Genomic DNA, 24142 nt, shown 5'->3' with positions numbered 1-24142 from the left:
TCGGGAGGCGCCACCGCACGCTCCGGCCGGGGCGTCGGTTCGCCACCCCGGCCGGAGCGTCACTTCACGCCGCCCGCGACGGTCTCGGCCAGCGCCGCCCGCAGGGCGAACCCCTGCGAGCCCCGGCCGGCCTGCGGCCAGAGCGCGGGCAGCCGGGCCCCGTGGTCGATCCCGATCACCCGCCACCCGTTGCGCACCAGGGCGAGCGCGGCGGCGCCGTGCGCGTGGTCGGCCTCGGCCCGGGCCCGGGCCGGCAGGTTCAGCCAGGTGGAGCTGTTCAGCAGGAAGCCGACGCAGGTGGCGCCGTTGCCGCGCAGCCCGGCGAGCAGCTCGGCCTCGGCGGTGCTCAGCGAGCCGAACAGCGCGATGATCAGGCCGCCGTCGGCGCGCTGCCGGACCCGCTGCACCAGCGTGGTGATCTCGCCGCGCGGATCGAGCCGGACCTCGGCGAGGTGGTCGAGGAGCACGCCGTCCCCGGTGCCCTCGGTCGCGTCGACGTCCGCGCCGTCGCCGGTGACCAGGCGCAGCTTGTATCCGGCATGGCGCAGGTGCACGGCGATGCTGGCCGCAGCGGAGACGGTCCACTCGAAGCTCGCCGTCGGCCCGTCGCCGCGGTGGCCGTACCCCCGGGTGTCCAGGACGACGGTGGCCCGGCTCTCCCAGGGCTGCTCCTCGCGGCGGACCATCAGCTCCCCGGTGCGGGCGGTCGACTTCCAGTGCACCCGGCGCAGGTCGTCGCCCATCCGGTACTCCCGGGTCGCCGCGTCGTCCTCGCCGTGCACCGCCACCGAGCGGGCCCGGCTGTCGCCGCTGCCCGCGTACTCGCCGGGGAGCCGGACCGAGGGCAGGGCGGTGACCTGCGGGATCACCGTGAGGTGGTCGGTGCTGGGGAAGCCCCGGCTCAGCTCGCACAGCCCGAACGGGTCGGTCAACCGGACCACCAGCGGGCCCACCTCGTACCGGCCGCGCACGTCCGCGCGGACGGTGTACGCCACCGAGCTGGCCTGGTGCGCGCCGAGCCGCTCCAGCACCACCCGGGGCCGGCTGCCCAGCGCGTACGGCAGCCGGTCCTCCAACAGCAGGGTGCCGGTGGGCAGCCGGGACATGTTCTGCAACCGCAGCACCACCCGGGAACTGGCCCCGACCGGCACCCGGTGCGGCTCCAGGGACCGGTTGCAGGCCAGCTTGTACCGGCTCCGCCCGACGTACGCGGCGGCCAGCAGCGGCAGGATGGCCAGCAGCACGGCCACCCGAAGCAGGTCCTTCTCGCCGAGGATGACGGCGGAGACGCCCGCGGCCAGCGCCGCGGCCAGGAAGGAACGGCCGCGGGTGGTCAGCCCTCGGAGCCCGTCGCGCACGGTCACCGCCGCCGGGGCTCGTACGGGGCTCGGCCGTTGCCCTCGCCGGTGGGCCGGGTGTCGTACGGGGAGCGCTGGCGGTCGTGCGGCAGCGCGAGCCGGTGCACCAGCTCGGACACGATCGCGTCGGTGGTGCGCCGGGCGAGCTGGGCGTCGGCGGTCGGGATGATCCGGTGGGCGAGCACCGGCACCGCGAGCGCCTGGAGGTCGTCGGGCAGGACGTAGTCGCGCCCCTCCAGGGCGGCGACGGCCCGGGCGGTGCGCAGGAGCTGGAGGGTGGCCCGGGGGGAAGCGCCCAGCCGCAGGTCGGGGGCCTCCCGGGTGGCGGTGACCAGGTCGACCGCGTACTGCTTCACCGCGTCGGCGACGTGCACCTCGCGGACCGTGGCGATCAGCCGGCGGACCGTGTCGGCGTCGGAGACGGCCCCCAGATCCTGGAGCGGGTCGGCCGCGCCGTGCCCGTCCAGCATGGCCAGCTCGGCCGCCGGGTCCGGGTAGCCCATCGCGATCCGGGCGGTGAACCGGTCCCGCTGCGCCTCGGGCAGCGGGTACGTCCCCTCCATCTCGATCGGGTTCTGGGTGGCGATCACCATGAACGGGGTCTGCAACTGGTAGGTGACCCCGTCGACGGTGACCTGCCGTTCCTCCATGCACTCCAGCAGCGCGGACTGGGTCTTCGGCGAGGCCCGGTTGATCTCGTCGCCGACGACCAGGTTGGCGAAGACCGCCCCGGGACGGAACTCGAAGTCGTGGGTCTCCTGGTTGTAGACGCTCACCCCGGTGACGTCGCTGGGCAGCAGGTCCGGGGTGAACTGGATGCGGCGCACCGAGCAGTCGATCGACCGGGCGAGGGCCTTCGCCAGCTTGGTCTTTCCGACGCCTGGGACGTCCTCGATGAGGAGGTGGCCCTCGGCGAGCAGGACGGCGAGGGCGAGCCGGACCGTGGCGGTCTTGCCCTCGATGACCTGCTCGATGTTGGCCACGATGGCCTCACTGGCGGCGCGGAACTCGTCGTGCGGCAGCAGACCGCCAACCTCGTCCCAGGTCTGTTGTGTCACGGGCCTCCTCCTCGTCGCCGGAACGGCAGCTCTGTTACAGAGCACCTGGACCCGCCGTTGGGTTCGCAGCGGGAAGAGTTTCGTCTGCCGCAGAAATCTCAATGGCCTCTCAGGCTAACCATGTTTGTCGTGATCGCCGACCCCCGCAGGAAGTCGGCCGGTTACGCCCCAAATATTCGCCGGACGGGGGAAACGGACCCCCACCGTCGGTGAACGGGCCGGGTCGGTGTCCCGCCTCCCGGTGGCGGGCGACGTGGCCGCCCGGCCGGCGGGGTACACTCCCCGACATGGCCGGAGTCTTCCAGCTTCTTACCGGGCCGTGCTGATGCGCTGACGCGCGACAGCACGGCGGCCCCTCCTGCGCGAGGGGCTTTTTTGTGCCCTTCGCCGGCCGTGGCCCGGTCGCCGGGCGGCATGACCCCTCCGTCGGGCGGCCGGCGGCGGGGCGGGCCGGCTCCCCATACCGACATGACCGCGCCGAGCGAGGTCAGCAACCAGCCCGGCCGTGGCGTGGCCGGCGGCGACGAGCGAAGCGAGGAGACGCCATGAGTGAGGCAGCATCAACGGGCGACATCCCCCCGTACCGGTACACCGCGGCCCTGGCCGACGAGATCGAGCGGCGCTGGCAGGACACCTGGGAGCGGGAGGGCACCTTCCACACCCCGAACCCGACCGGACCGCTGGCCGACCCCGACCACCCGCGGGCCGGCGCGGAGAAGCTGTACGTGCTGGACATGTTCCCGTACCCGTCGGGGGCCGGTCTGCACGTCGGGCACCCGCTGGGCTACATCGGCACCGACTGCTTCGCGCGGTACCAGCGGATGGCCGGGCGCAACGTGCTGCACGCGATGGGCTTCGACGCGTTCGGGCTGCCCGCCGAGCAGTACGCGGTGCAGACCGGCACCCACCCGCGCACCACCACCGAGGCGAACATCGGCCGGTACAAGGCACAGCTACGCCGGCTGGGGCTGGCCCACGACGACCGCCGCTCGGTGGCCACCATGGACACCGACTTCTACCGCTGGACCCAGTGGAACTTCCTGCAGATCTTCAACTCCTGGTACGACCGGGAGGCGAGGCGCGCCCGCCCGGTCGCCGAGCTGATCGCCGAGTTCGCCGGCGGCACCCGGCCCACCCCGGACGGCCGCCCCTGGGCGGAGCTGACCGTGGCCGAGCGACGGGCGGTCGTCGACGACCACCGGCTGGCGTACGTCTCGGAGGCGCCGGTGAACTGGTGCCCGGGGCTGGGCACCGTGCTGGCCAACGAGGAGGTCACCGCCGACGGCCGCTCGGACCGGGGCAACTTCCCGGTGTTCAAGCGGAACCTGCGGCAGTGGATGATGCGGATCACCGCGTACGGTGACCGGCTGCTGGAGGACCTGGACACCCTGGACTGGCCCGAGCCGATCAAGCTGATGCAGCGCAACTGGATCGGCCGGTCCACCGGCGCGCACATCGACTTCCCGACCGCCGTCGCGCCGGTCCGGGTGTTCACGACCCGGCCGGACACCGTCTTCGGGGCCACCTACATGGTGCTGGCCCCCGAGCACGAGCTGGTCGACGCGCTGGTGCCGGCGGCCTGGCCGGAGGGCACGAGGGACGCCTGGACCGGCGGGCACGCCAGCCCCGGGGCGGCCGTCGAGGCGTACCGCAAGGCGGCGGCGGCCAAGACCGACGTGGAGCGGCAGTCCGACACGAAGGAGAAGACCGGCGTCTTCGTCGGCGCGTACGCCACCAACCCGGTCACCGGCGGGCAGATCCCGATCTTCATCGCCGACTACGTGCTGGCCGGCTACGGCACCGGCGCGATCATGGCGGTGCCCGCCCAGGACGAGCGGGACTGGGCGTTCGCCGAGGTGTTCGACCTGCCGATCGTGCGGACGGTGCAGCCGTCCGAGGGCTTCGCCGGCAAGGCGTACACCGGGGACGGCCCGGCGATCAACAGCGCCGCGCCCGAGCGCGGCCTGGACCTGAACGGCCTGGGGGTCGCCGACGCCAAGGCGGCGATCATCGCCTGGCTGGAGGCCAACGGCCACGGCACCGGCGCGGTCACCTACCGGCTGCGCGACTGGCTGTTCTCCCGGCAGCGCTACTGGGGCGAGCCGTTCCCGATCGTGTACGACGAGACCGGGGCCACCATCGCGCTGCCGGAGGAGATGCTGCCGGTCGAGCTGCCCGAGGTGGACGACTTCTCCCCGAAGACGTTCGACCCCGACGACGCCGCCAGCAACCCGGAGACCCCGCTGTCGCGCCGGCGCGACTGGGTCGAGGTGGAGCTGGACCTGGGTGACGGGCCGAAGCGGTACACCCGGGAGACCAACGTGATGCCGCAGTGGGCCGGCTCCTGCTGGTACGAGCTGCGCTACCTGGACCCGACCAACGCCGACCGGTTCGTCGACGCCGAGAGCGAGCGGTACTGGATGGGCCCGCGCGCCGAGGGCGACTGCGGGGGCACCGACCTGTACGTCGGCGGCGCCGAGCACGCCGTGCTGCACCTGCTGTACGCCCGCTTCTGGCACAAGGTGCTGTACGACCTGGGCCACGTCTCGTCGTTCGAGCCGTACCGCAGGCTGTTCAACCAGGGCATGATCCAGGCGTACGCGTACACCGACGCCCGGGGCTCCTACGTGCAGGCCGAGGAGGTCGTCGAGCGCGACGGCGGCTGGTTCCTGGACGAGCAGGAGGTGCGCCGCGAGTACGGCAAGATGGGCAAGTCGCTGAAGAACGTGGTCACCCCCGACGACATGTGCGCCGCGTACGGCGCGGACACCTTCCGGGTGTACGAGATGTCGATGGGCCCGCTGGAGGTGTCCCGCCCGTGGGAGACCCGGGCGGTCGTCGGGTCGTACCGGTTCCTGCAGCGGGTCTGGCGGGCCGTCGTCGACGAGCAGACCGGCGAGCTGCGGGTCACCGACGACCCGGCCGACGAGGCCACCCGGCGGCTGCTGCACAAGGTGGTCGACGGGGTCCGGGGCGACATGGAGGGGATCCGGTTCAACACCGCGATCGCCAAGCTGATCGAGCTGACCAACGGGCTGACCCGGCTGCCGGCCACCCCCCGCGAGGTGGCCGAGCCGCTGGTGCTGATGGTCGCCCCGTTCGCCCCGCACGTCGCCGAGGAGCTGTGGCGCCGGCTGGGCCACGACGCCTCGCTGGCGTACGCGGACTTCCCGGTCGCCGACCCGGCGCTGCTGGTCGCCGAGACGGTGACGTACCCGGTGCAGATCAACGGCAAGGTCCGCGGCCGGGTCGAGGTCCCCGCCGACGCGTCCGAGGACGACGTCCGCGCGGCGGCCCTGGCGGCGGTGGCGTCCTCGCTGGCCGGCAAGGACCCCCGCAAGGTCATCGTGATCAAGGGCCGGATGGTCTCCATCGTGGCCTGACCCGCGCCCCTCGCCCCCCTCGCCGTAGCGGGCGCAAATTCACGGAAAGAGTGGCCTCCCGACGCGGGATGGCCACTCTTTCCGTGAATTTGCGCGGATCTTGTCGGGGGGTCAGTGGGTCAGTGCGTCAGGGGGGTGTGCGGCGTTCGGCGCGCCACCACTGGTGGACCAGCGCCGCGCTGGCGATCAGGCCGAGGCCGGCCGGGGCGACGGCGTACCAGTTGACGTCGCCCGGCGAGGTGGCCGCCGCGCCGAGTGCCGCGTAGCCGAACGCCGTCGGGGCGGAGGCGAGGACGCTGCCGGCCAGGAACGGCAGCACCCGGGCGCCGGTGGTGCCGTAGCCGTAGCTGACCAGCCCGTACCCGGAGATCGGCAGCAGCCGGACCGTCATCACCCCGAGCACGCTCTGCCGGGCGAACCAGCCGTCGAGGCGGGCCAGCCGGCCGCGCACCCGTTCGGCGACGAACTCCCGGCCCAGCACCCGGCCGACGGTGAAGCCGATCGCCGCGGCCAGCAGCGCCGCGCCGAGGGCGTAACCGGCCCCCGGGAGAGGGCCGAAGATCGCCCCCGTGGCGAGGGTGACGAAGGTGCGGGGGACCAGGGCGACCAGCAGCAGCGCCCCGCCGACGACCGCCGCGACCGGGGCGTACCCGCCGAGGGAGTCGGCGAGCCGGGGCAGCTCCGCCGCGTCGGGCCGGGGCACCGCCGGCAGCAGCGCCGCGAACCCGGCGAGCAGGAGCAGCAGGAGGGCGAACCGGCGCGCCGCCGGCTGCCGGAGCAGCCGCCGGACCGCCGGGATCATGCCCGGGCGGCGGCCACCGCGGCGCGGCGCTCGGCGCGGAGCCGGTCGGCCCAGGTGTCGTCCAGCGGCGGGAGCTGGTGCGCGCCGGTCGCCCAGCGCAGCAGCAGGTCGGCCAGCGCCGGGTTGCGGGCCAGGGCCGGGCCGTGCGAGTACGTGCCGAGCAGCTTGCCCCGCCACGCGCCCTCGGTGGCCCCGTCGTTGCCGACCCCGGCGGTGACCCGGGCCAGCGGGGACACCCCCGGGCCGAGGTGGGTCCGGCCGCCGTGGTTCTCGAAGCCGGTGAGCGCCGGCACGCCGAGCCGGGGGTCGATGTCGCCGGCCAGCTCGCCGACGGCCCGGGACGGGCCCCGGTCGGAGGAGAGGTCGAGCAGCTCCAGCCCGGTGCACTGGGCGCCCTTGGCGAAGAAGGAGGTGCCGAGGAGCTGGTAGCCGGCGCAGACGCCGAACACCACCGACCCCTGGGCGACGGCCCGGTGCAGGCCGCCGTCGGCCCGCAGCCGCTGCGCGCCGAGCGCCTGGGGGCCGTCCTCGCCGCCGCCGATGAGGTAGATGTCGGCGGTGGCGGGCAGCCGCTGGTCGGAGCGGACCTCCAGCACCTCCACCGGCATTCCGCGCTGCTGCGCCCGGCGGGCCAGGATCAGCATGTTGCCCCGGTCGCCGTAGGTGGACAGCAGGTCGGGGTAGATCCAGACGATACGCAGGCTCTCAGTTGACACGGTCCAGCTCCGCTCGGATGTCCTGGAAGGCGGTGTAGTTGGCGATGACCTCCAGACGGCCGGGCGGTACGGCCCGGACCGCCTCGGCGAACGCCCGCACGTGCTGGAACGGCACCCCGTTGACGTCGAGGCGGACCGCCAGGTCGTACGCCCGGTCGCCGGTGATCAGCACCTGCCGGCCGCGCAGCGGGGCGAAGTCGACGTCGAACAGCCAGGAGGTGTCCAGCCCGTCGGGGTCCCGGGCGTTGATGGACAGCAGTGTCGGGGCCACGTCGGCCATCTCGAACGCCTCCAGCCAGCTCGCCGGGTTCTTCGCCAGCAGCAGCCGGATGTTGCGCCCGTCCCGGTCGACCTGGGCGTAGCGGCCGGCGACCGAGGTGACGGAGCCCAGCCGGGAGACCGCGTCGACCGGGCGTACGCCGAACTCGGCGGCGACGGCCAGGGCGGTCGCCGCGTTGCCCAGGTTGACTTTGCCGGGGAGCTGGAGGGTCACCTTGTGCCAGGCCCCGGTGGGGTCGAGCACGCCGTCGTCCTCCACCGTCCACTGCGGGCCGGGGCGGCGCAGCGGGCAGCCGCTGCACCACCACTGCTCGCCGGAGCGCTGGATGGTGTGGCCGCACTCGGGGCAGACCCACGAGTCGTCGTGCCAGCGCTGGCCGGCGCTGAACCAGGTGACGTGGGGCGGCCGGACGCCGCGGGCCGGGTCGCCGGGCGGGGTGGCGGCCCACACCACCATCGGGTCGTCGGCGTTCGCCACCACCCGCACGTCCGGGTGGTTGACCAGCGCGGCCCGCCAGAGCTGCGCCATCATGGCGACCTCCTTGGCCCGGTCGAGCTGGTCCCGGGAGAGGTTGAGCAGCGCCACCACGTGCGGCTCGGTCGCCTCCAGGACCTGGGCCAGGTAGTGCTCGTCGACCTCCAGGACCGCGTACGGGGTGCTGCCGGCCTTGGCCAGCGCCGAGGTGTGGCCGGTGGGCATGTTGGCGCCGAAGGAGTTGGTGGCCACCCGGCCCAGGACGCCGACCGCCGCGGCGGCCAGCCGGGTGGTGGTCGTCTTGCCGTTGGTGCCGGAGACGAGCGCGATGGCGCGTCCGGCAGACAGGTGGGCGAGCAGGTCCGGATCGATCTTCAGGCCGATCCACCCGCCGATCACCGAACCGTCACCACGACCCGCGGCTCTCGACAGCGCCGCGGCGGTCCGCGACACCGAGCTGGCCACCTTCGCCCGCAGGGGCATCTTCGCGTCCGTCACGCGAGCGAGGTTACCGGACCGCCGCCCCCGCCAGATCGCCGCCGACGGCGAACCGTTCGGCCGGGGACGCCCGGCGGACGGCCAGCGCGTGTTCGACCGGACGGAGTCGATCTATGTCGGGTAGTGGACGCCCCGTCGGGGGCGCTCCGGCCCTCCACTCCGCTCCACCCCCTCTGACGTGCTGTTTTGCGTTCGGAAACGCCGCGCCGCGCGGGCGATTCTGGTTGCAGGTGGAGGGAAGTGGAGTAGAGTGGGGCCCAATGGTGAGGCCGGGAGGGCCCCACCGGCCCGGGGGGAGGCGGCGCCGCGAACGCCGCTGAAGGGCGAGGGGGTTGGGCCGATGTTTCTCGGCACTCACACCCCACGCCTGGACGACAAGGGCCGGTTGATCCTTCCGGCGAAGTTCCGGGATGAGCTGGCGGGGGGTGTCGTGATCACCAAAGGGCAGGACCGCTGTCTCTACGTCTTCCCGATGCCCGAGTTCCAGCGCATCGCCGACCAGTTGCGCGCGCAACCCATGACGCACAAGGCGGCCCGGGCGTACAGCCGGGTCTTCTTCGCCAGCGCGCACGACGAGGTCCCGGACAAGCAGGGCCGGGTCACCATCCCGGCCCATCTGCGGGCCTACGCGGCGCTCGACCGGGACCTGGTGGTGATCGGGGCGAGCACGCGGGTGGAGGTCTGGGACAGGGCAGCCTGGGAGACCTACCTCGCCGAGAGCGAAGACGACTTCGCCGACATCGAGGAGGGGGTGCTGCCCGGCGGTCTGTAGGGCGTGACGACGCCCGACGTACTGCGAGATCTCCAGCCGCTTTCGAGTTCCTGGCGCCCCTTCCCCGGTGCCAGGCGCACGATCTCATCGGAGGGCCGCGGCCTCCGGCGGGCGGGAGCGGATGGGGATCTGGCGGTACGACGGAGGCGTCGTGACGACGGCAGGCGCGGAGAGAAACGGACGATTCAACCAGTGGGGGTCGACATGGGGGAGCTTCGCGGCACGCACGTGCCCGTGCTGCTCGAGCGGTGTCTCGAGTTGCTGGCCCCCGCGCTGGACAGGGGCGACCGCACGATCCACGTCGACGCCACGCTGGGCCTGGCCGGTCACGCCGAGGCGGTGCTGCAACGGCATCCGCGCACGGTGCTGATCGGGCTGGACCGGGACACCGAGGCCCTCGCGCACGCGCGGGTCCGGCTGGCCCGGTTCGCCGACCGGGTCCACCTCGAACACGCCGTCTACGACGAGCTGCCCGAGGTGCTGGGCCGGCTGGGCTACCCGGCGATCGACGGCGTCCTGTTCGACCTGGGCGTCTCCTCGCTCCAGCTGGACGCGCCCGACCGCGGGTTCGCCTACGCGCAGGACGCCCCGCTGGACATGCGGATGGACCAGACCCGTGGGGTGACCGCCGAGGAGGTGGTCAACAGCTACCCGCACCCGGACCTGGCCCGGGTGCTGCGGGTGTACGGCGAGGAGAAGTTCGCCGGGCGGATCGCCTCGGCGATCATCCGGGAGCGCGAGCGGGCCCGGATCACCTCGTCGGCGCGGTTGGCCGAGCTGGTCAGGGAGAGCATCCCGGCACCCGCCCGACGAACCGGGGGACACCCGGCCAAGAGAACGTTTCAGGCTTTACGGATCGAGGTAAACAGGGAGCTGGCAGCGCTGGAGACGGCGCTGCCGGCCGCTCTCGACAAGCTCGCCGTGGGTGGTCGCATGGTGGTCCTGTCCTACCACTCGCTGGAGGACAGGCTCACCAAGGCGGCCCTCACCGACCGGGTCCGCAGCAAGGGCCCGGTCGACCTCCCGGTCGAACTTCCCGGGTTCGGTCCGACGTTCCGGCTGCTCAGCCGGGGCGCGGAGCTGCCCGGGGAGGCGGAGGTCACCGCGAACCCGCGCGCCGCCTCGGTGCGCCTGCGGGCCGCGGAACGGATCGACCCGGAGGCGGAGCAGCAGGGGCGGGCCGACCGCGAACGGTCCCGCCGGCGGGTCCGGGCGATGCACCAACCGGGGTCGGCGGGATCGGCGGATCCCCGGCCGGTGCGAGACGACGACGCAGGGACGGACGAAGAGGGGGAGGGATGATGAACGTTGACAAGCGCGACGGCCGGGACACCGGCGTCGGGCAGCGCGCACCGCGGTCGGGGGGCCGGACCGCGGCGCAGCGGACCACGCGGACCGGGGTTCCGGCGGCGGGAGCCGGCCGGCTCGACCGGCAGCGGGAGACTCGCGCCCGGGGGGCGCGCGAGTTCCCCACCAGCGGCAGCGCCGCGCTGCGCCCGGCCGAGCGGACCAGCCCGGCAGCGACCCCGTCGCCGCGGCTGCGGGTCGCCCCGCCGCCGCCGGTGTCGGTGCCGCGGGCGCCGTTCGTCGCACTGATCCTGGTGCTGGTCGTCGGCGGGGTGCTCGGCATCCTGCTGGTCAACACCAAAATCAACGAGAACTCGTTCCGGATCGAGCGGCTCCAGCAGCAGCAGGCGAAGCTCGACGTGGACGAGCAGCAGTTGAAGAAGGAGATCGCCGACGCGAAGGCCCCCGGCAACCTCACCGCCGCCGCCAAGCGGCTGGGCATGGTCGAGGCCGAGGAGCCGGCGTACATCCGGCTGCCGGACGGCCGGATCATCGGCGTGCCGCAGCCCGCCAACGGCCAGCCCTCGGTGACCAGCCAGCAGGGCGCGGGAGGATAGCCGGTGCCGCCGAGATCGGACGAACCGCGCCGGGACCCCACGGGCTCCCGGCGCGGTTCGTCGCGCTCGACGGGCGGGCGGGGCGAGCCGCGCTCCGGCGAGCCCGGCGTGGGGGGCATCTCCGACGCGCGGGCGTACACCCCCCGGGGGCGGACCATCCGCGAGGAGCGCGGCGCGCTCGGCCGGCCGAGCGCCGGGGGCGCCGAGCAGCGGCGTACCCCCCGGGGCACCCGGGCCGGCGGCGACCCGTTCCGGCCGGCGTTGCAGGTGCTCGACGGCGGCCGGGCCGGCGCGACCCGCGCGGGCCGGCGGGAGAGCGCCCCGACCGGGCGCTCCGGGGTGGTCCGGACCGTCCAGGCCCGACCGTCCCGGGCGCTGCCCGACGACGACTTCGACGCCCCACCCGCGCCGCGCCGCCGGCCCGGCCCGCGCCGCCCGGACCGGCCCGCCGCCCGGCGCGCGCCGCGCAAGCCGCGCAAGCCGCCCCGGCTGGCCGACCCCCGGCGCCGGCTGCGCCTGGGCACCCTGCTCGTCCTCGCGCTGTTCGCCGCCATCGGCATCCGGCTGGTCGTCCTCCAGACCGTCGACACCCCGGCGTACGCCGGCGGCGGGGTGGCAGGCCGGCTGACCGGGGTCGACCTGCCCGCCCCCCGGGGCGCGATCTACGACAGCACCGGGGCCCCGCTGGCGCAGAGCGTCGAGGCCCGGTACGTCTTCGCCGACCCCACCCGGGTCAAGAACCGCACGGCGACCGCCCGGGCGCTGTCGCCCCTGCTCGGCCTGCCCGCCTCCGAGCTGGCCGCGCGGATGAAGCCGCGTACCCGGGAGAACGGCCGCGCCTCCCAGTTCGAGTACCTGGCGCGCGGGGTGTCCATCCCCACCGCCAAGAAGATCATGGCGCTGGACCTGGCCGGCATCGGCGTGCACCGTGACGAGCGGCGCGAGGTGCCCGGCGCCGACCTGGCCGCCAACCTGCTCGGCTTCACCAGCCAGGACATGGTCGGCCTGGAGGGGTTGGAGGCCCGCTACGACGACCTGCTGCGCGGCGAGATCGGCCGCCGGGTGTACGAGGTCGGGCAGGGCGACCTGGGCGCCCCCATTCCGGGCGGTTACAGCAGAACCACCCCGCCGAAGCCGGGCAACTCCCTGGAGCTGACCATCATCCGGGACCTCCAGTTCAAGTCGCAGCAGGTGCTCCGGGGCCAGATGGTCAAGGCCCAGGGCAGCGTCGGCGTCGCAATCGTGCTCGATCCGCACACCGGGGAGGTGCTGGCCCAGGCCAGCCACCCCACCTACAACGCCGCGAAGCCCGACGAGAGCGAGCCCACCGACCGGGAGGACGCCGCCACCAGCTTCGTGGTCGACCCCGGCTCGATCCACAAGGCGATCACCTTCGGCGCGGCGCTCCAGGAGGGCGTCGTCACACCGGACACCGCGCTGCCGATCGCCAACACCATCCGCAGGGGCGACACCACCTTCCGCGACACCCACCCGGCGAACGGGCAGAAGATGAGCCTCGCCGGGATGCTGGCGTACTCGTCGAACGTCGGCACCATCGAGATCGCCGGCAAGCTCGGCCCGGACCGGCTGATCGACTACCAGAAGCGCTTCGGGCTCGGCCAGCCCACCGGCGAGGGCATGCCGGGCGAGGCCAGCGGCCGGCTGCTCCCCGCCGAGCAGTGGAGCGAGTCGTCGTACGGGTCGGTGCCGATCGGGCACAGCGTCGACGCCACCCCGCTGCAGATGGCCGCGGCGTACGGCGCGATCGCCAACAACGGCACCTACGTGCAGCCGCACCTGATCAAAGAGGTGATCAGCGGGAAGGACGGCAGCCGTACCCCGGGCAAGGCGCCGGTCACCCGCTCGGTGCTCAGCCCGCAGAACGCGGCGGCGCTGCGGACCATGCTCCAGGCGGTCACCACGGTCGACGGGGCCACCGGGCTCGCCGCGGCGGTGCCCGGCTACCAGGTGGCCGGCAAGACCGGCACGGGCATCCGCTACGTCGACGGCAAGCAGCAGCCCGGGGAGGTCGGCTCGTTCATCGGGATGGCCCCGGCGGACAACCCGCGGTTCGTGGTGGCGGTCTTCGTGTGGAGCCCCGGGGGCGGCGGCGGGGCGGTCGCCGCGCCGGCCTTCCGCGAGATCATGGGCTTCACGCTCAGCCGGTACCGGGTTCCCCCGTCGGCGGCCAAGCCGCCCAAGTTCGAGGTCTTTCCGCGCTGACCAGGCGCGGGGGGACATCATCGGTGAGTGGGGACGAACCACCGGGGCGGCTGTGCGGTCGGGACCGGACGACCGGGTAGGGTCTGACGCCGTGCCCGGCAATCCACGCCCCCGTACCGTGACCGGACTCCGGCTCGGCGATCTCGCCGACCGGCTCGCCGTCGAGCCGCCGCCAGGCGCCGCCGACGTCACGGTGACCGGGGTGACCCACGCCAGCCAGGAGGTCCGCCCCGGCGACCTGTACGCCGCGCTGCCCGGCGCCCGCCGGCACGGCGCGGAGTTCGCCGCCGGCGCGGTGGCCGCCGGCGCGGTGGCCGCCCTGACCGATCCGGCCGGCGCCCCGGCGGTGGCCGCTGCGGGCCTGCCCGCGCTGGTGGTGCCCGACCCCCGCGCGGTGCTCGGTGGCCTGGCCTCCGCCGTCTACGGCGACCCGACCGCCGGGCTGACCGTCATCGGGATCACCGGCACGGCCGGCAAGACCTCCACCGCCTACCTCGTCGAGTCGGGGCTGCGCGCCGCCGGCCACGTGACCGGGCTGATCGGCACGGTGGAGACCCGGCTGGGCGACCTGGTGGTCGACAGCGTTCGGACCACCCCGGAGGCCACCGACCTGCACGCCATGCTGGCCGCCGCCCGGGAGCGCGGCGTGACCGCGCTGGTGATGGAGGTCTCCAGCCACGCCCTGGCGATGGGCCGGGTCGGCGGGGTGCGGTTCACCGTCGGCGGGTACACCAACTTCGGCTCCGACCACCTGGACTTCCACGCCGACTCGGCGGACTACTTCGCGGCCAAGGCGCAGCTCTTCGACGGGCGCTGCGCGGTCGAGGTGCTCAACCACGACGACCCGGCGCTGCGCCCGCTGTTCAGGCCCGCCACGGTCAGCTACTCGGCCGCCGGCGACCCGACCGCCAGCTGGTACGCCAGCGACGTCGACGGCGAGGGCTACGCCCAGCGGTTCGTCGCCCACGGCCCCGGCGGGCTGACCGTGCCGGCCGGGGTGGCGCTGCCCGGTCGGCACAACGTGGCCAACGCCCTGCTGGCCATCGCCGTGCTGGTCGCCGCCGGGGTGGACGCGGCGACCGCCGCCGCCGGGGTGGCCGCCTGCGGCGGGGTCCCCGGCCGGCTGGAGCTGGTCTCCACGGTCGGCCCGGTGCGCGGGGTGGTCGACTACGGGCACAAGCCGGACGCGATCGTGGCGGCCCTGGCCGCGCTGCGCGAGCTGAGCGCCGGGCGGCTCATCTGCGTCATCGGCGCCGGCGGCGACCGGGACCGGGGCAAGCGGCCGGTGATGGGCGCCGCCGCCGCGCAGGGGGCCGACGTGGTGGTGGTGACCGACGACAACCCGCGCACCGAGGACCCGGGCGCGATCCGGGCGCAGGTGCTGGCCGGGGCGTACGGGGCCGGCGCGCCGGCGCGCATCGTCGAGGTGGCCGGCCGGCGGGCGGCGATCGACGAGGCGGTCCGACTGGCCGCCCCGGGCGACGTGGTGGCCGTGCTCGGCAAGGGGCACGAGCGCGGGCAGGAGGTGGCCGGCGAGGTGCTGCCGTTCGACGACCGGACCGAGCTGGCGGACGCGCTGCGCGCCCGCTTCGGGGACCTGGCGGGGCAGCGGTGATCCCGCTGACGCTGGCCGAGGTGGCCGGGGCGGTCGGCGGCCGGCTGCTCGCCGCCGACCCGGCCGCCCGGGTCACCGGGCCGGTCGAGTTCGACTCGCGCAAGGCCGGGCCGGGCGCGCTGTTCGTGGCGTTCCCCGGGGAGCAGGTGGACGGGCACGACTACGCCGTCGCGGCCGTCGCGGCCGGCGCGGTCGCCGTGCTCGGCACCCGGGAGGTGCCCGGGGTGCCGATGGTGCTGGTCGCCGACGCCCTCGACGCGATGGGCCGGCTCGCCCGGGCCGTGGTGGACCGGCTGCCCGACCTGACCGTCATCGGGCTGACCGGTTCGTCCGGCAAGACCACCACCAAGGACCTGATCGCCCAGCTCACCGTCCGGCTCGGCCCCACGGTGGCGCCGCCCGGGTCGTTCAACAACGAACTGGGACACCCGTGGACGGCGTTGCAGGCCGGCCCGGACACCCGGTTCCTGGTGCTGGAGAAGGGCGCCCGGGGGGTGGGGCACGTGCGCTACCTGTGCGAGGTGGTGCCGCCCCGGATCTCCGTGGTGCTCAACGTCGGCGTGGCGCACCTCGGCGAGTTCGGCTCGGTGGAGAACATCGCGCTGGCCAAGGGGGAGCTGGTCGAGTCGCTGCCGGCCGACGGGCTGGCGGTGCTCAACGCCGACGACCCGCTCGTCGACGCGATGGCCGGGCGCACCCGGGCCCGGGTGGTCCGCTACGGCGAGGCGGCGCACGCCGACGTCCGGGCGGAAGACGTGACCCTGGACGGGCGGGGCCGGGCGTTGTACACCCTGGTGGTCCCGGAGGGGAGCGCGCCGGTGCGGCTCGGGCTGACCGGCCGGCACCAGGTTTCCAACTCGCTGGCCGCCGCCGCCGTGGCCCGGGAGCTGGGCATGCCGTTGGCCGAGCTGGCCACCGCGCTGGGCGAGCTGGGGCTGGTCTCCACCCGTCGGATGGACGTCTTCGAGCGCCCCGACGGCGTGACGGTGATCGACGACTCGTACAACGCGAACCCGGCGTCGATGGCGGTGGCGCTGCGGGCGCTGGCCGGCATGCGTGGCGGGGGGCGGGCGGTCGCGGTGCTCGGCTACATGGCCGAGCTGGGGCCGTACGAACGGGACGGGCATCTGGAGGTCGGCCGGCTCGCGGCCGGCCTGGGGGTGGACCGGCTGCTCGTGGTGGGCGAGCCGGCGGCGCCGATCCATGAGGGCGCGACAGCGGTAGAGGACTGGGGAGGAGAGTCGGTGCTGCTCACCGATCAGGCGGCGGCCGTCGAGGTGCTGCGGGGCGAACTACGACCGGGCGACGTCGTCCTGGTGAAGGGCTCCCGGTACCGCACCTGGGAGGTGGCCGACGCGCTGCGCGTCGACGCCACGGGCGAGGGGGCCGCCGCATGAGGGCGGTGATCATCGCCATCGGGGTGGCGTTCCTCGTCTCGCTGTTCTGCACCCCGATCGCGATCAAGGTGTTCGCCCGGCTGAAGGCCGGCCAGCCGATCCGATCGAACCTCGGGCTCGCCAGCAACGAGGGCAAGAAGGGCACGCCGACGATGGGCGGCGTGGTCTTCATCCTGGCCACCGTCATCGCGTACGTCGCGGGGCACCTGGCCCTGACCACCCTGCCGGACGCGCAGATCGCCCAGGTCGAGCCGACGATCACGGCGCTGGTCCTGCTGGGCCTGATGGTGTTCTCCGGCGCGGTCGGCTTCATCGACGACTTCCTCAAGGTCCGCAAGCGACACAGCGGCGGGCTCAACAAGCGGGGCAAGCTGGCCGGGCAGATCCTGGTCGGTGCGATCTTCGGCATCGTCGCGCTGTACTTCCCGAGCAGCATGACCGACGCCAGCGGCGCGGCCACCAACACCGAGACGGTGGGTGCCAGCACGCTGAGCTTCATCCGGGACATCCCCGCCCTGGACATCAGCAAGATCGGCGCGGTGGTCATCTTCATCTTCGTGGTGATGGCGGCGACCAACGGCGTGAACCTCACCGACGGCCTCGACGGCCTGGCCACCGGCGCCTCGGTGATGGTCCTCGCGGCGTACGCGCTGATCGCGTTCTGGCAGTACCGGCACTGGTGCGCCGACCCGGCGTACACGGCGAACCCGAACAACTACTGCTACACCGTCCGGGATCCGCTGGAGATCGCGCTGATCGCCGGGGCGGCGGCCGGGGCCTGCGTCGGCTTCCTGTGGTGGAACACCTCGCCGGCCCGGATCTTCATGGGCGACACCGGGGCGCTGGGCCTGGGCGGCCTGATCGCCGGCATGGCGATGTCGACCCGGACCATCCTGCTGCTGCCGATCATCGGCGGGCTGTTCGTGATCATCACCATGTCGGTGGTCATCCAGATCATCTCGTTCCGCACCACCGGCAAGCGGGTGTTCCGGATGTCGCCGTTGCAGCACCACTTCGAGCTCGCCGGCTGGAGCGAGGTCAACATCGTGGTCCGGTTCTGGATCATCGCCGGGATCGGGGTGGCCATCGCGCTGGGCCTGTTCTACAGCGACTTCCTGGCCGCGATGGGCTGAGCCGCCCGGGTCGCCGACCGCCCGTCGGGCGCGGCGGCCCGGCCGGAGAGCCGGAAAGGAGATCCTTTGTCGCGCGGACCGCGATGACAGGGGATCTCCTTTCGGCGGTACGACACGCCGACCACGGCGTTCGGCGGGAACGGGCCGGCCGCATTCGCGATGATGGGCGGGTGGGGGAGGACCGAGGTACCGGCACGACGACAGACACCCAGCCGCGGCGGGCCGCAGGGGCGGAGCGCACCGCCGACCCGCCAGCGGTGGGCCCGGCGTTCGGCCTGGACGCCGCCGGCGGGCTGGCCGCGCTGCGCGGCCTGCTGGCCCGGCCGCTGGCCTCGTACTACCTGCTGATCTCCAGCGCCGGCCTGCTGCTGGTGATCGGCCTGACCATGGTCTTCTCGGCGACCAGCGTGAAGAACTACGCCGAGGTGGGCAACGCCTTCGCCGACCTCACCCAGCAGGCCATCTTCGCGGTGATCGGCGTGGTGGCGTTCTGGCTCTGCCAGCGGCTGCCGGCGAGCACCTACCGCTCGGTCGCCCGGATCGCGCTCGGGGTCGCGGTGGCGCTGCTGCTGGTGCTGAACCTGCTGCTCGCCCTGAACTCGTTCTTCGAGGTGGAGCAGGTCGGGCCGCTGCGCGCCGACCTGCTCTGGCTGTTCGTCGGCGGCATCCAGCTCCAGCCCTCCGAGCTGGCGAAGTTCGCGCTGGTGCTGTGGGGCGCCGACGTGCTGGCCCGCAAGGGCGCCCGGCTGGGCTGGTGGAAGGAGTTGGCCACCCCGCTGTTCCCGGTGGTCGCACTGCTGTTCGTGCTCGTCGGCTACAACGACGTCGGCACCATGCTCTGCCTGCTCGCCCTGGTCGTCGGCCTGCTCTGGGCGGCCGGGGTGCGGGCCAAGGTGTTCGCGGTGCTGTCGGTGATCGGACTGGTCGGCATCGGCCTGCTGGTCGCCGCCGCCTCGCTGGGCGCCGGGTCCGGGGCGCGCGGGGAGGAGAACTACCGGCTGGCCAGGCTCACCCTGTTCTTCAACCCGCCCGACCCGGTGGAGTGCTTCGAGACCTGGTGCTACCAGACGGCCCAGGCCCGCAACGCCATCGAGCACGGCGGCTGGTTCGGCGTGGGGCTGGGCAAGAGCAGCCTCAAGTTCGGCTGGCTGCCCGAGGCGCACAACGACTTCATCTTCGCGATCCTCGCCGAGGAACTGGGCGTGGTCGGCTGCATGGTGCTGATCACCCTGTTCGCGGTGCTCGGCTACACCGGGCTGCGGATCGCCCGCCGGGTGGAGGACCCGTTCCGCCGGCTCGCCGCGGCCGGGGCGACCACCTGGCTGGTCGGCCAGGCGATCATCAACATCGGCGGCGTCATCGGCCTGATGCCGATGACCGGTGTGCCGCTGCCGTTCATCTCCGACGGCGGAAGCGCCCTGGTGGTGACCCTGGCGGCGATCGGGATGCTGGCGTCGTTCGCCCGCGCGGAACCCGACGCGGCCCGAGCCCTGCATGCGCGTCCACCCGCCCGATGGGTCCGACTACTCTGGGCCCCGTTGCCGCCGCTTCCCGGCCGGCGCCGCCGTCCGGCGCCGCCGCCGGCGGACCGTGGGTCCGTACCCCGGTCCCGGGCGCGGCGCGAGGACGACCAGGCCGCATCCCGCGCCGCCCGGCCCGACCGGGCCCGGGGCGGGTCGGCGAGCGAGAGGAGACGCTGATGGGTCCGCTGCGTTCGGTGGTGCTCTGCGGAGGGGGCACGGGTGGCCACATCTACCCGCTGCTCGCCTTCGCCGACTGCCTGCGCCGACACGACCCGGGCGTCCGGATCACCTGCCTCGGCACACCGAAGGGCCTGGAGAACGAGCTGATCCCGCCGGCCGGCTACGACCTGCGGCAGATCCCGGCGTACCAGCTTCCCCGGTCGGTGAACATGAGCCTGGTCCGCACCCCGGACCGGATGTGGAAGGCGGCCCGCGCGGCGGGCAGGGTGATCGACGAGGTCCGGGCCGACGTGGTCGTCGGCTTCGGCGGGTACGTCTCGGTGCCCGGCTACCTCGCCGCGTGGCGGCGTGAGCTGCCGATCGTCATCCACGAGGTGAACGTGCCGCCGGGGGTGGCCAACCGGCTCGGGATGAAGTTCACGAAGAACGTCGCGGTGGGCTTCCCGCACCAGCCGGCCCAGTCCGAGGTACTGCGCGACGCCCGGGTGGTCGGCGTGCCGCTGCGCCGGGGCATCGCCGGGCTGGACCGGGCCGCCAACGCCGCCGCCGCCCGCGCCCACTTCGGACTCCGCCCCGACCTGCCGGTGCTCTTCGTCGCCGGCGGCTCGCAGGGTGCCCGCTCGATCAACCTCGCGGTGGCCGGGGCGGCCAAGGAGCTGGCCCGGCACGGGGTGCAGGTGCTGCACGTGATGGGCGCCCGCAACGAGCCGGTGCCGGTCCCCACCGACCTGCCGGTGCCGTACGTGACCCTGCCGTACCTGTCCCAGATGGAGATCGGCTACGCCGCCGCCGACCTGATGCTCGGCCGGGGCGGGGCGATGACCTGCGCCGAGGTCGCGGCGATCGGCCTGCCCACCGTCTACGTGCCGTACCCGCACAGCAACCAGGAGCAGAAGCGCAACGCGCTGCCCGTGGTGGAGGCCGGCGGCGGGCTGCTCGTCGACGACGCCGAGCTGACCCCGGCCTGGGTGGAGGGCACGATCATTCCGCTGATCCGCGACCCGCACCGGCTCGCCGCGATGGGCGCCGCCGCGGCGGCCTACGGGCGGCGCGACGGCGACGAGGCGCTGCTGAACTTCGTCTACGAGGCGGTGGCCCGTTGAGCGGGCCGACCGTCGAGACCGGAAGGTACCCGTCATGAACACCGCGCAGTTCACCCCGGCCGGCACGCTGACCGCCGAGGACCTGGGCCGGATCCACCTGATCGGGGTCGGCGGGGTCGGGATGAGCGGGCTGGCCCGGCTGTTCCTGACCCGGGGCCTGCCGGTCTCCGGCAGCGAGCTGCGGGAGTGGCCGTCGTTGGCCGGGCTGCGCGCGCTGGGCGGGACCATCCACTCCACCCACGAGCCGGCCAACCTCGACGGCGTCGACACCGTCGTCTACTCCTCGGCCATTCCCCAGGACCACCTGGAGATGGTGGAGGCGCGCCGGCGCGGGCTGCGGGTGCTGCACCGCTCCGAGGCCCTGGCCGCGGCGATGACCGGCCGGCGGACGGTGGCGGTGGCCGGCACCCACGGCAAGACCACCACCACCTCGATGGTGACGATGGTGCTCCAGCAGGCCGGGGTCGATCCGTCCTTCGTGATCGGCGGGGAGATCTCCGAGGTCGGCTCCGGGGCGCACCACGGCACCGGCGAGCACTTCGTGGTCGAGGCGGACGAGAGCGACCGCTCGTTCCTCATCTACCGCCCGTACGTCTCGGTCATCACGAACATCGAGGCGGACCACCTCAACACCTACGGCGACCTGGCCACCCTGGAGGCGGCGTTCGCCGAGTTCGCCCGACTCACCGACCCCGACGGGTTCATCGTCACCTGCGCCGACGACCCGGGCGGGCGGCGGCTGGCCGAGACGCTGCGGGCCGAGGGCCGCCGGGTGCACACGTACGGCGAGGCGCCGGACGCCGACCTGCGGCTGAGCGAGATCGTCTCGTCCGCTCAGGGGGTGCGCTACCTGGCCGAGGTGGACGGCCGCTCGCTGGGCGAGATCCGGCTGCCGGTGCCGGGGCGGCACATGGGACTCAACAGCGCCTCGGCGGTGCTGACCGCGTACCTGCTGGGGTTGCCGGTCGAGGCGGCGGAGGCGGCGCTCGGGTCGTTCCCGGGCGTGCGGCGGCGCTTCGAGCGCAAGGGCGTCGCCGACGGGGTGCTGGTCTACGACGAGTACGCCTACCATCCGACCTCGATGACCCTGGCGTTGCAGACGCTGCGCGAGGTGGCCGGCGCGGGTCGGCTGATCGTGGTGTTCCAGCCGTACCGGCTCTACCGCACCCGGGACCTCCAGGCGGAGATCGCCGCGGCGCTGGGCATCGCCGACGAGCTGGTGCTGCTGGAGGTCTTCGGCCCCGGCGAACTGCGCCAGCCCGGCGAGGGCTCGGCTGCGCTGATCGAGGCCGTGCCGCTGCCCGCCGACCGGAAGGTCTTCGCGGACTCCTGGGACGACGCGCCGGCGGAGGTGGCCCGCCGGGCCCGCTCCGGCGACGTGGTGGTGACCATGGGCGCGCCGCCCATCTCGCTGATGGGCGACCAGCTCCTGGACGCCCTGTCGGCCCGCGCCCGTGCCGCCGCCGGCGTCGGCCCCGCCGTCGACCCGGACGGCTCGGCGGCCACCACCGGATGAGCCCCGGTCCGGCGCGCGGGCGTACCACCGGCGCGGACCCGGGCGGCGGCCGGCGCGGGCCGGTGCGCCGCTGGCAGCTGGTCCGGGCCGGAACCGACGCGGTGCCGCCGTCCGCGCGGCGGTTCATGGCCCGGGCCCGGCAGCGCCGGATGCGCGCGGCGTTGCCCTGGGCGGTGGCCGCCGGGGTGCTCGTCGTGGTCGCGCTGGTGGCCTGGACGGTGTTCGGCACCGGCCTGCTCGGGGTGCGCGAGGTCCGGGTGGAGGGCGCCAAGCTGGTCAGCCCCGTGGAGGTCCGCGAGGCCGCCGGAGTACCGGACGACTTCCCGCTGGCCCGGGTGGACCTGGCCGGCACCGCCCGGCGGATCGGCGCGCTGGCCCCGGTGCAGCAGGCGACGGTCACCCGGGACTGGCCGGGCACGCTGGTGGTGCGGGTGGTGGAGCGGACGCCCGTGGCGGCGGTGCCGCAGGGCGGCGCGTTCGCGGTGGTCGACCGGTCCGGGGTGGTCTTCCGGTCCCTGCCTCGGCCGCCGGACGGCCTGCCGGTGGTGCGGGTCGGCCGGCCGGGCCCGGAGGACCCGGGCACCCGGGCCGGGCTGGAGGTGCTGGCCGCGCTCACCCCGCAGCTACGTGGGCAACTGGTGGAGGTGACCGTGGCGGGGTTGGCCCGGATCAGCCTGCGGTTGGCCGGCGACCGGACCGTGGTCTGGGGGGATGCCACCCGGGGCGCGGACAAGGCCCGGGTGGCCACCGCCCTGCTCGGTCGTGAGGCCGACACGATCGACGTCAGCGCCCCGGACGTGGTCACCTTCAAGTGACTGGCCGGTCAGCGGCCCGTCCGGGGTGGCCGGTGGCGCGCGGCGGTGAGGCGTGGCCCTCTCCTGGCGGCGACACGCCGGGCGGGTCCTTGGCTCCGGGCGTGGGGCCGCTTACGTTGCCCCGAAGAGGATCAGTGGTTGACATAACTGTAAGCCTCTAGTAGAGGGTGAGGGTTCAGCTCTCGGCCTCGTAGGGACAGGCTGACTGTCGACGCTGGTCTGGCCAAGCCGTGTGGGGTCGGCCCATGCCAATCTCGAAGGGAAAGGACCGGAGATGACACCTCCGCACAACTACCTGGCGGTCATCAAGGTCGTCGGCATCGGGGGCGGCGGCGTCAACGCCGTCAACCGGATGATCGAGGTTGGGCTCAAGGGCGTCGAGTTCATCGCGATCAACACCGACGCGCAGGCGCTGCTGATGAGCGACGCCGACGTCAAGCTGGACGTCGGCCGCGAGCTGACCCGCGGACTCGGCGCGGGCGCCAACCCGGACGTGGGCAAGAACGCCGCCGAGGACCACCGCGACGAGATCGAGGAGGTGCTCAAGGGCGCCGACATGGTCTTCGTGACCTGCGGCGAGGGCGGCGGCACCGGCACCGGCGGCGCGCCGGTGGTGGCGAACATCGCCCGCAAGCTCGGCGCGCTGACCATCGGCGTGGTCACCCGGCCCTTCTCCTTCGAGGGCAAGCGCCGCCAGGTGCAGGCCGAGGCGGGGATAGACGAGCTGCGCAACCAGTGCGACACGCTGATCGTCATCCCCAACGACCGGCTGCTGGCGCTCGGCGACCGCAACATCAGCATGATGGACGCGTTCCGCACCGCCGACCAGGTGCTCCTCTCCGGTGTCCAGGGCATCACCGACCTGATCACCACCCCGGGTCTGATCAACCTGGACTTCGCCGACGTCAAGAGCGTGATGAGCGGCGCGGGCAGCGCCCTGATGGGCATCGGCAGCGCCCGCGGGGAGAACCGCGCGGTGGAGGCGGCCGAGGCGGCCATCTCCAGCCCGCTGCTGGAGCAGAGCATGGACGGCGCGCGCGGCGTGCTGCTCTCCATCGCCGGCGGCTCCGACCTGGGCCTGTTCGAGATCAACGACGCGGCCCAACTGGTCACCGACGCGGCCCACCCGGACGCCAACATCATCTTCGGCGCGGTCATCGACGACGCGCTCGGCGACGAGGTGCGGGTCACCGTGATCGCCGCCGGCTTCGACGGCGGCACCCCGGCGTACAAGGCGGCCGAGCCGGGCCGCAAGACCAACCAGAACCAGCCGGCCCAGCCCGCCGCGCCGGTGCCGCCGCAGACCACCATGCCGGCGCCGACCCAGTCGCCGCGCCGCGTGCTCTTCGACGACGTGGACGTGCCGGACTTCCTCAAGAACGGATCCTGACC

18 protein-coding genes are annotated in these 24142 nt (G+C 74.0%); 13 read left to right on the top strand and 5 right to left on the bottom strand.

Translation table 11 applies throughout. The annotated features are described in order from the left end of the window. Positions 1–59: 59 nt before the first annotated feature. Positions 60–1358, bottom strand: a complete 1299-nt coding sequence (locus C5N14_RS16020; protein WP_117668988.1) for a DUF58 domain-containing protein — start codon at positions 1356–1358, stop codon at positions 60–62. Between the two features lie 2 nt (positions 1359–1360). Next, positions 1361–2416, bottom strand: coding sequence for a MoxR family ATPase (locus C5N14_RS16015; protein WP_117668887.1), 1056 nt, complete (start codon positions 2414–2416; stop codon positions 1361–1363). Between the two features lie 545 nt (positions 2417–2961). Between C5N14_RS16015 and leuS the strand changes: the two genes are divergently transcribed. Next, positions 2962–5799: a leucine--tRNA ligase gene (gene leuS / locus C5N14_RS16010; RefSeq protein ID WP_117668886.1), complete on the top strand. Its 2838-nt coding sequence runs from the start codon at positions 2962–2964 to the stop codon at positions 5797–5799. A 127-nt stretch (positions 5800–5926) separates the two neighbouring features. Here leuS and C5N14_RS16005 read toward each other — a convergent pair whose 3' ends face one another. From C5N14_RS16005 to C5N14_RS15995, 3 genes are read right to left on the bottom strand one after another with little or no spacing between them, the layout of a single operon-like run. Continuing rightward, the gene (locus C5N14_RS16005; RefSeq protein WP_117668885.1) at positions 5927–6601 is read right to left on the bottom strand and encodes a TVP38/TMEM64 family protein; all 675 of its coding nucleotides are present in this window, start codon (positions 6599–6601) and stop codon (positions 5927–5929) included. After that, positions 6598–7317 (bottom strand): type 1 glutamine amidotransferase, encoded by a 720-nt coding sequence (locus C5N14_RS16000; protein ID WP_117668884.1) that lies wholly within the window; start codon positions 7315–7317, stop codon positions 6598–6600. The genes C5N14_RS16005 and C5N14_RS16000 overlap by 4 nt, the downstream gene beginning before the upstream one ends. Beyond that, on the bottom strand, positions 7307–8554 hold the full coding sequence (locus C5N14_RS15995; protein WP_117668987.1) for a MurT ligase domain-containing protein: 1248 nt from the start codon (positions 8552–8554) through the stop codon (positions 7307–7309). The genes C5N14_RS16000 and C5N14_RS15995 overlap by 11 nt, the downstream gene beginning before the upstream one ends. Before the next feature lie 355 nt (positions 8555–8909). On the opposite strand from C5N14_RS15995, the gene mraZ reads away from it, so the two are divergent. The 12 genes from mraZ to ftsZ all read left to right on the top strand — a co-directional run bounded on the left by mraZ (position 8910) and on the right by ftsZ (position 24140). Then, entirely contained in the window at positions 8910–9341 is a 432-nt protein-coding gene (gene mraZ / locus C5N14_RS15990; RefSeq protein WP_117668883.1) for a division/cell wall cluster transcriptional repressor MraZ, read from the top strand. Positions 9342–9545: 204 nt separating this feature from the next. After that, entirely contained in the window at positions 9546–10643 is a 1098-nt protein-coding gene (gene rsmH, locus C5N14_RS15985; protein WP_117668986.1) for a 16S rRNA (cytosine(1402)-N(4))-methyltransferase RsmH, read from the top strand. After that, a complete protein-coding gene (locus C5N14_RS15980) occupies positions 10643–11245 on the top strand; it encodes a hypothetical protein (RefSeq protein ID WP_117668882.1) in 603 nt (200 codons plus the stop codon). Before rsmH ends, C5N14_RS15980 begins: the two co-directional genes overlap by 1 nt. A gap of 3 nt (positions 11246–11248) precedes the next feature. After that, complete coding sequence (locus C5N14_RS15975) at positions 11249–13468, top strand: penicillin-binding protein 2 (RefSeq protein ID WP_117668881.1); 2220 nt, start codon at positions 11249–11251, stop codon at positions 13466–13468. Positions 13469–13520: 52 nt separating this feature from the next. Continuing rightward, the gene (locus C5N14_RS15970; RefSeq protein ID WP_117668880.1) at positions 13521–15083 is read left to right on the top strand and encodes a UDP-N-acetylmuramoyl-L-alanyl-D-glutamate--2,6-diaminopimelate ligase; all 1563 of its coding nucleotides are present in this window, start codon (positions 13521–13523) and stop codon (positions 15081–15083) included. Next, positions 15080–16480, top strand: a complete 1401-nt coding sequence (gene murF / locus C5N14_RS15965; RefSeq protein WP_117668879.1) for a UDP-N-acetylmuramoyl-tripeptide--D-alanyl-D-alanine ligase — start codon at positions 15080–15082, stop codon at positions 16478–16480. Before C5N14_RS15970 ends, murF begins: the two co-directional genes overlap by 4 nt. Next, positions 16477–17613, top strand: a complete 1137-nt coding sequence (gene mraY / locus C5N14_RS15960) for a phospho-N-acetylmuramoyl-pentapeptide-transferase (RefSeq protein WP_117668878.1) — start codon at positions 16477–16479, stop codon at positions 17611–17613. Before murF ends, mraY begins: the two co-directional genes overlap by 4 nt. A gap of 293 nt (positions 17614–17906) precedes the next feature. Continuing rightward, complete coding sequence (locus C5N14_RS15955) at positions 17907–19313, top strand: FtsW/RodA/SpoVE family cell cycle protein (protein ID WP_243639667.1); 1407 nt, start codon at positions 17907–17909, stop codon at positions 19311–19313. Then, positions 19313–20419 carry an undecaprenyldiphospho-muramoylpentapeptide beta-N-acetylglucosaminyltransferase gene (gene murG / locus C5N14_RS15950; protein ID WP_117668876.1) on the top strand — a complete coding sequence of 369 codons (1107 nt, stop codon included), beginning with the start codon at positions 19313–19315 and terminating at the stop codon, positions 20417–20419. The genes C5N14_RS15955 and murG overlap by 1 nt, the downstream gene beginning before the upstream one ends. Positions 20420–20453: 34 nt before the next feature. Further along, complete coding sequence (gene murC / locus C5N14_RS15945) at positions 20454–21935, top strand: UDP-N-acetylmuramate--L-alanine ligase (RefSeq protein WP_117668875.1); 1482 nt, start codon at positions 20454–20456, stop codon at positions 21933–21935. Then, positions 21932–22750 carry a cell division protein FtsQ/DivIB gene (locus tag C5N14_RS15940; protein WP_117668874.1) on the top strand — a complete coding sequence of 273 codons (819 nt, stop codon included), beginning with the start codon at positions 21932–21934 and terminating at the stop codon, positions 22748–22750. Before murC ends, C5N14_RS15940 begins: the two co-directional genes overlap by 4 nt. A 274-nt stretch (positions 22751–23024) precedes the next feature. Then, entirely contained in the window at positions 23025–24140 is a 1116-nt protein-coding gene (ftsZ, locus tag C5N14_RS15935) for a cell division protein FtsZ (protein ID WP_117668873.1), read from the top strand. Positions 24141–24142: the final 2 nt, after the last annotated feature.

The sequence above is a fragment of the Micromonospora sp. MW-13 genome (assembly GCF_003434305.1).
GTDB lineage: Bacteria > Actinomycetota > Actinomycetes > Mycobacteriales > Micromonosporaceae > Micromonospora.
This window is presented reverse-complemented; position numbering and strand designations above follow the sequence as displayed.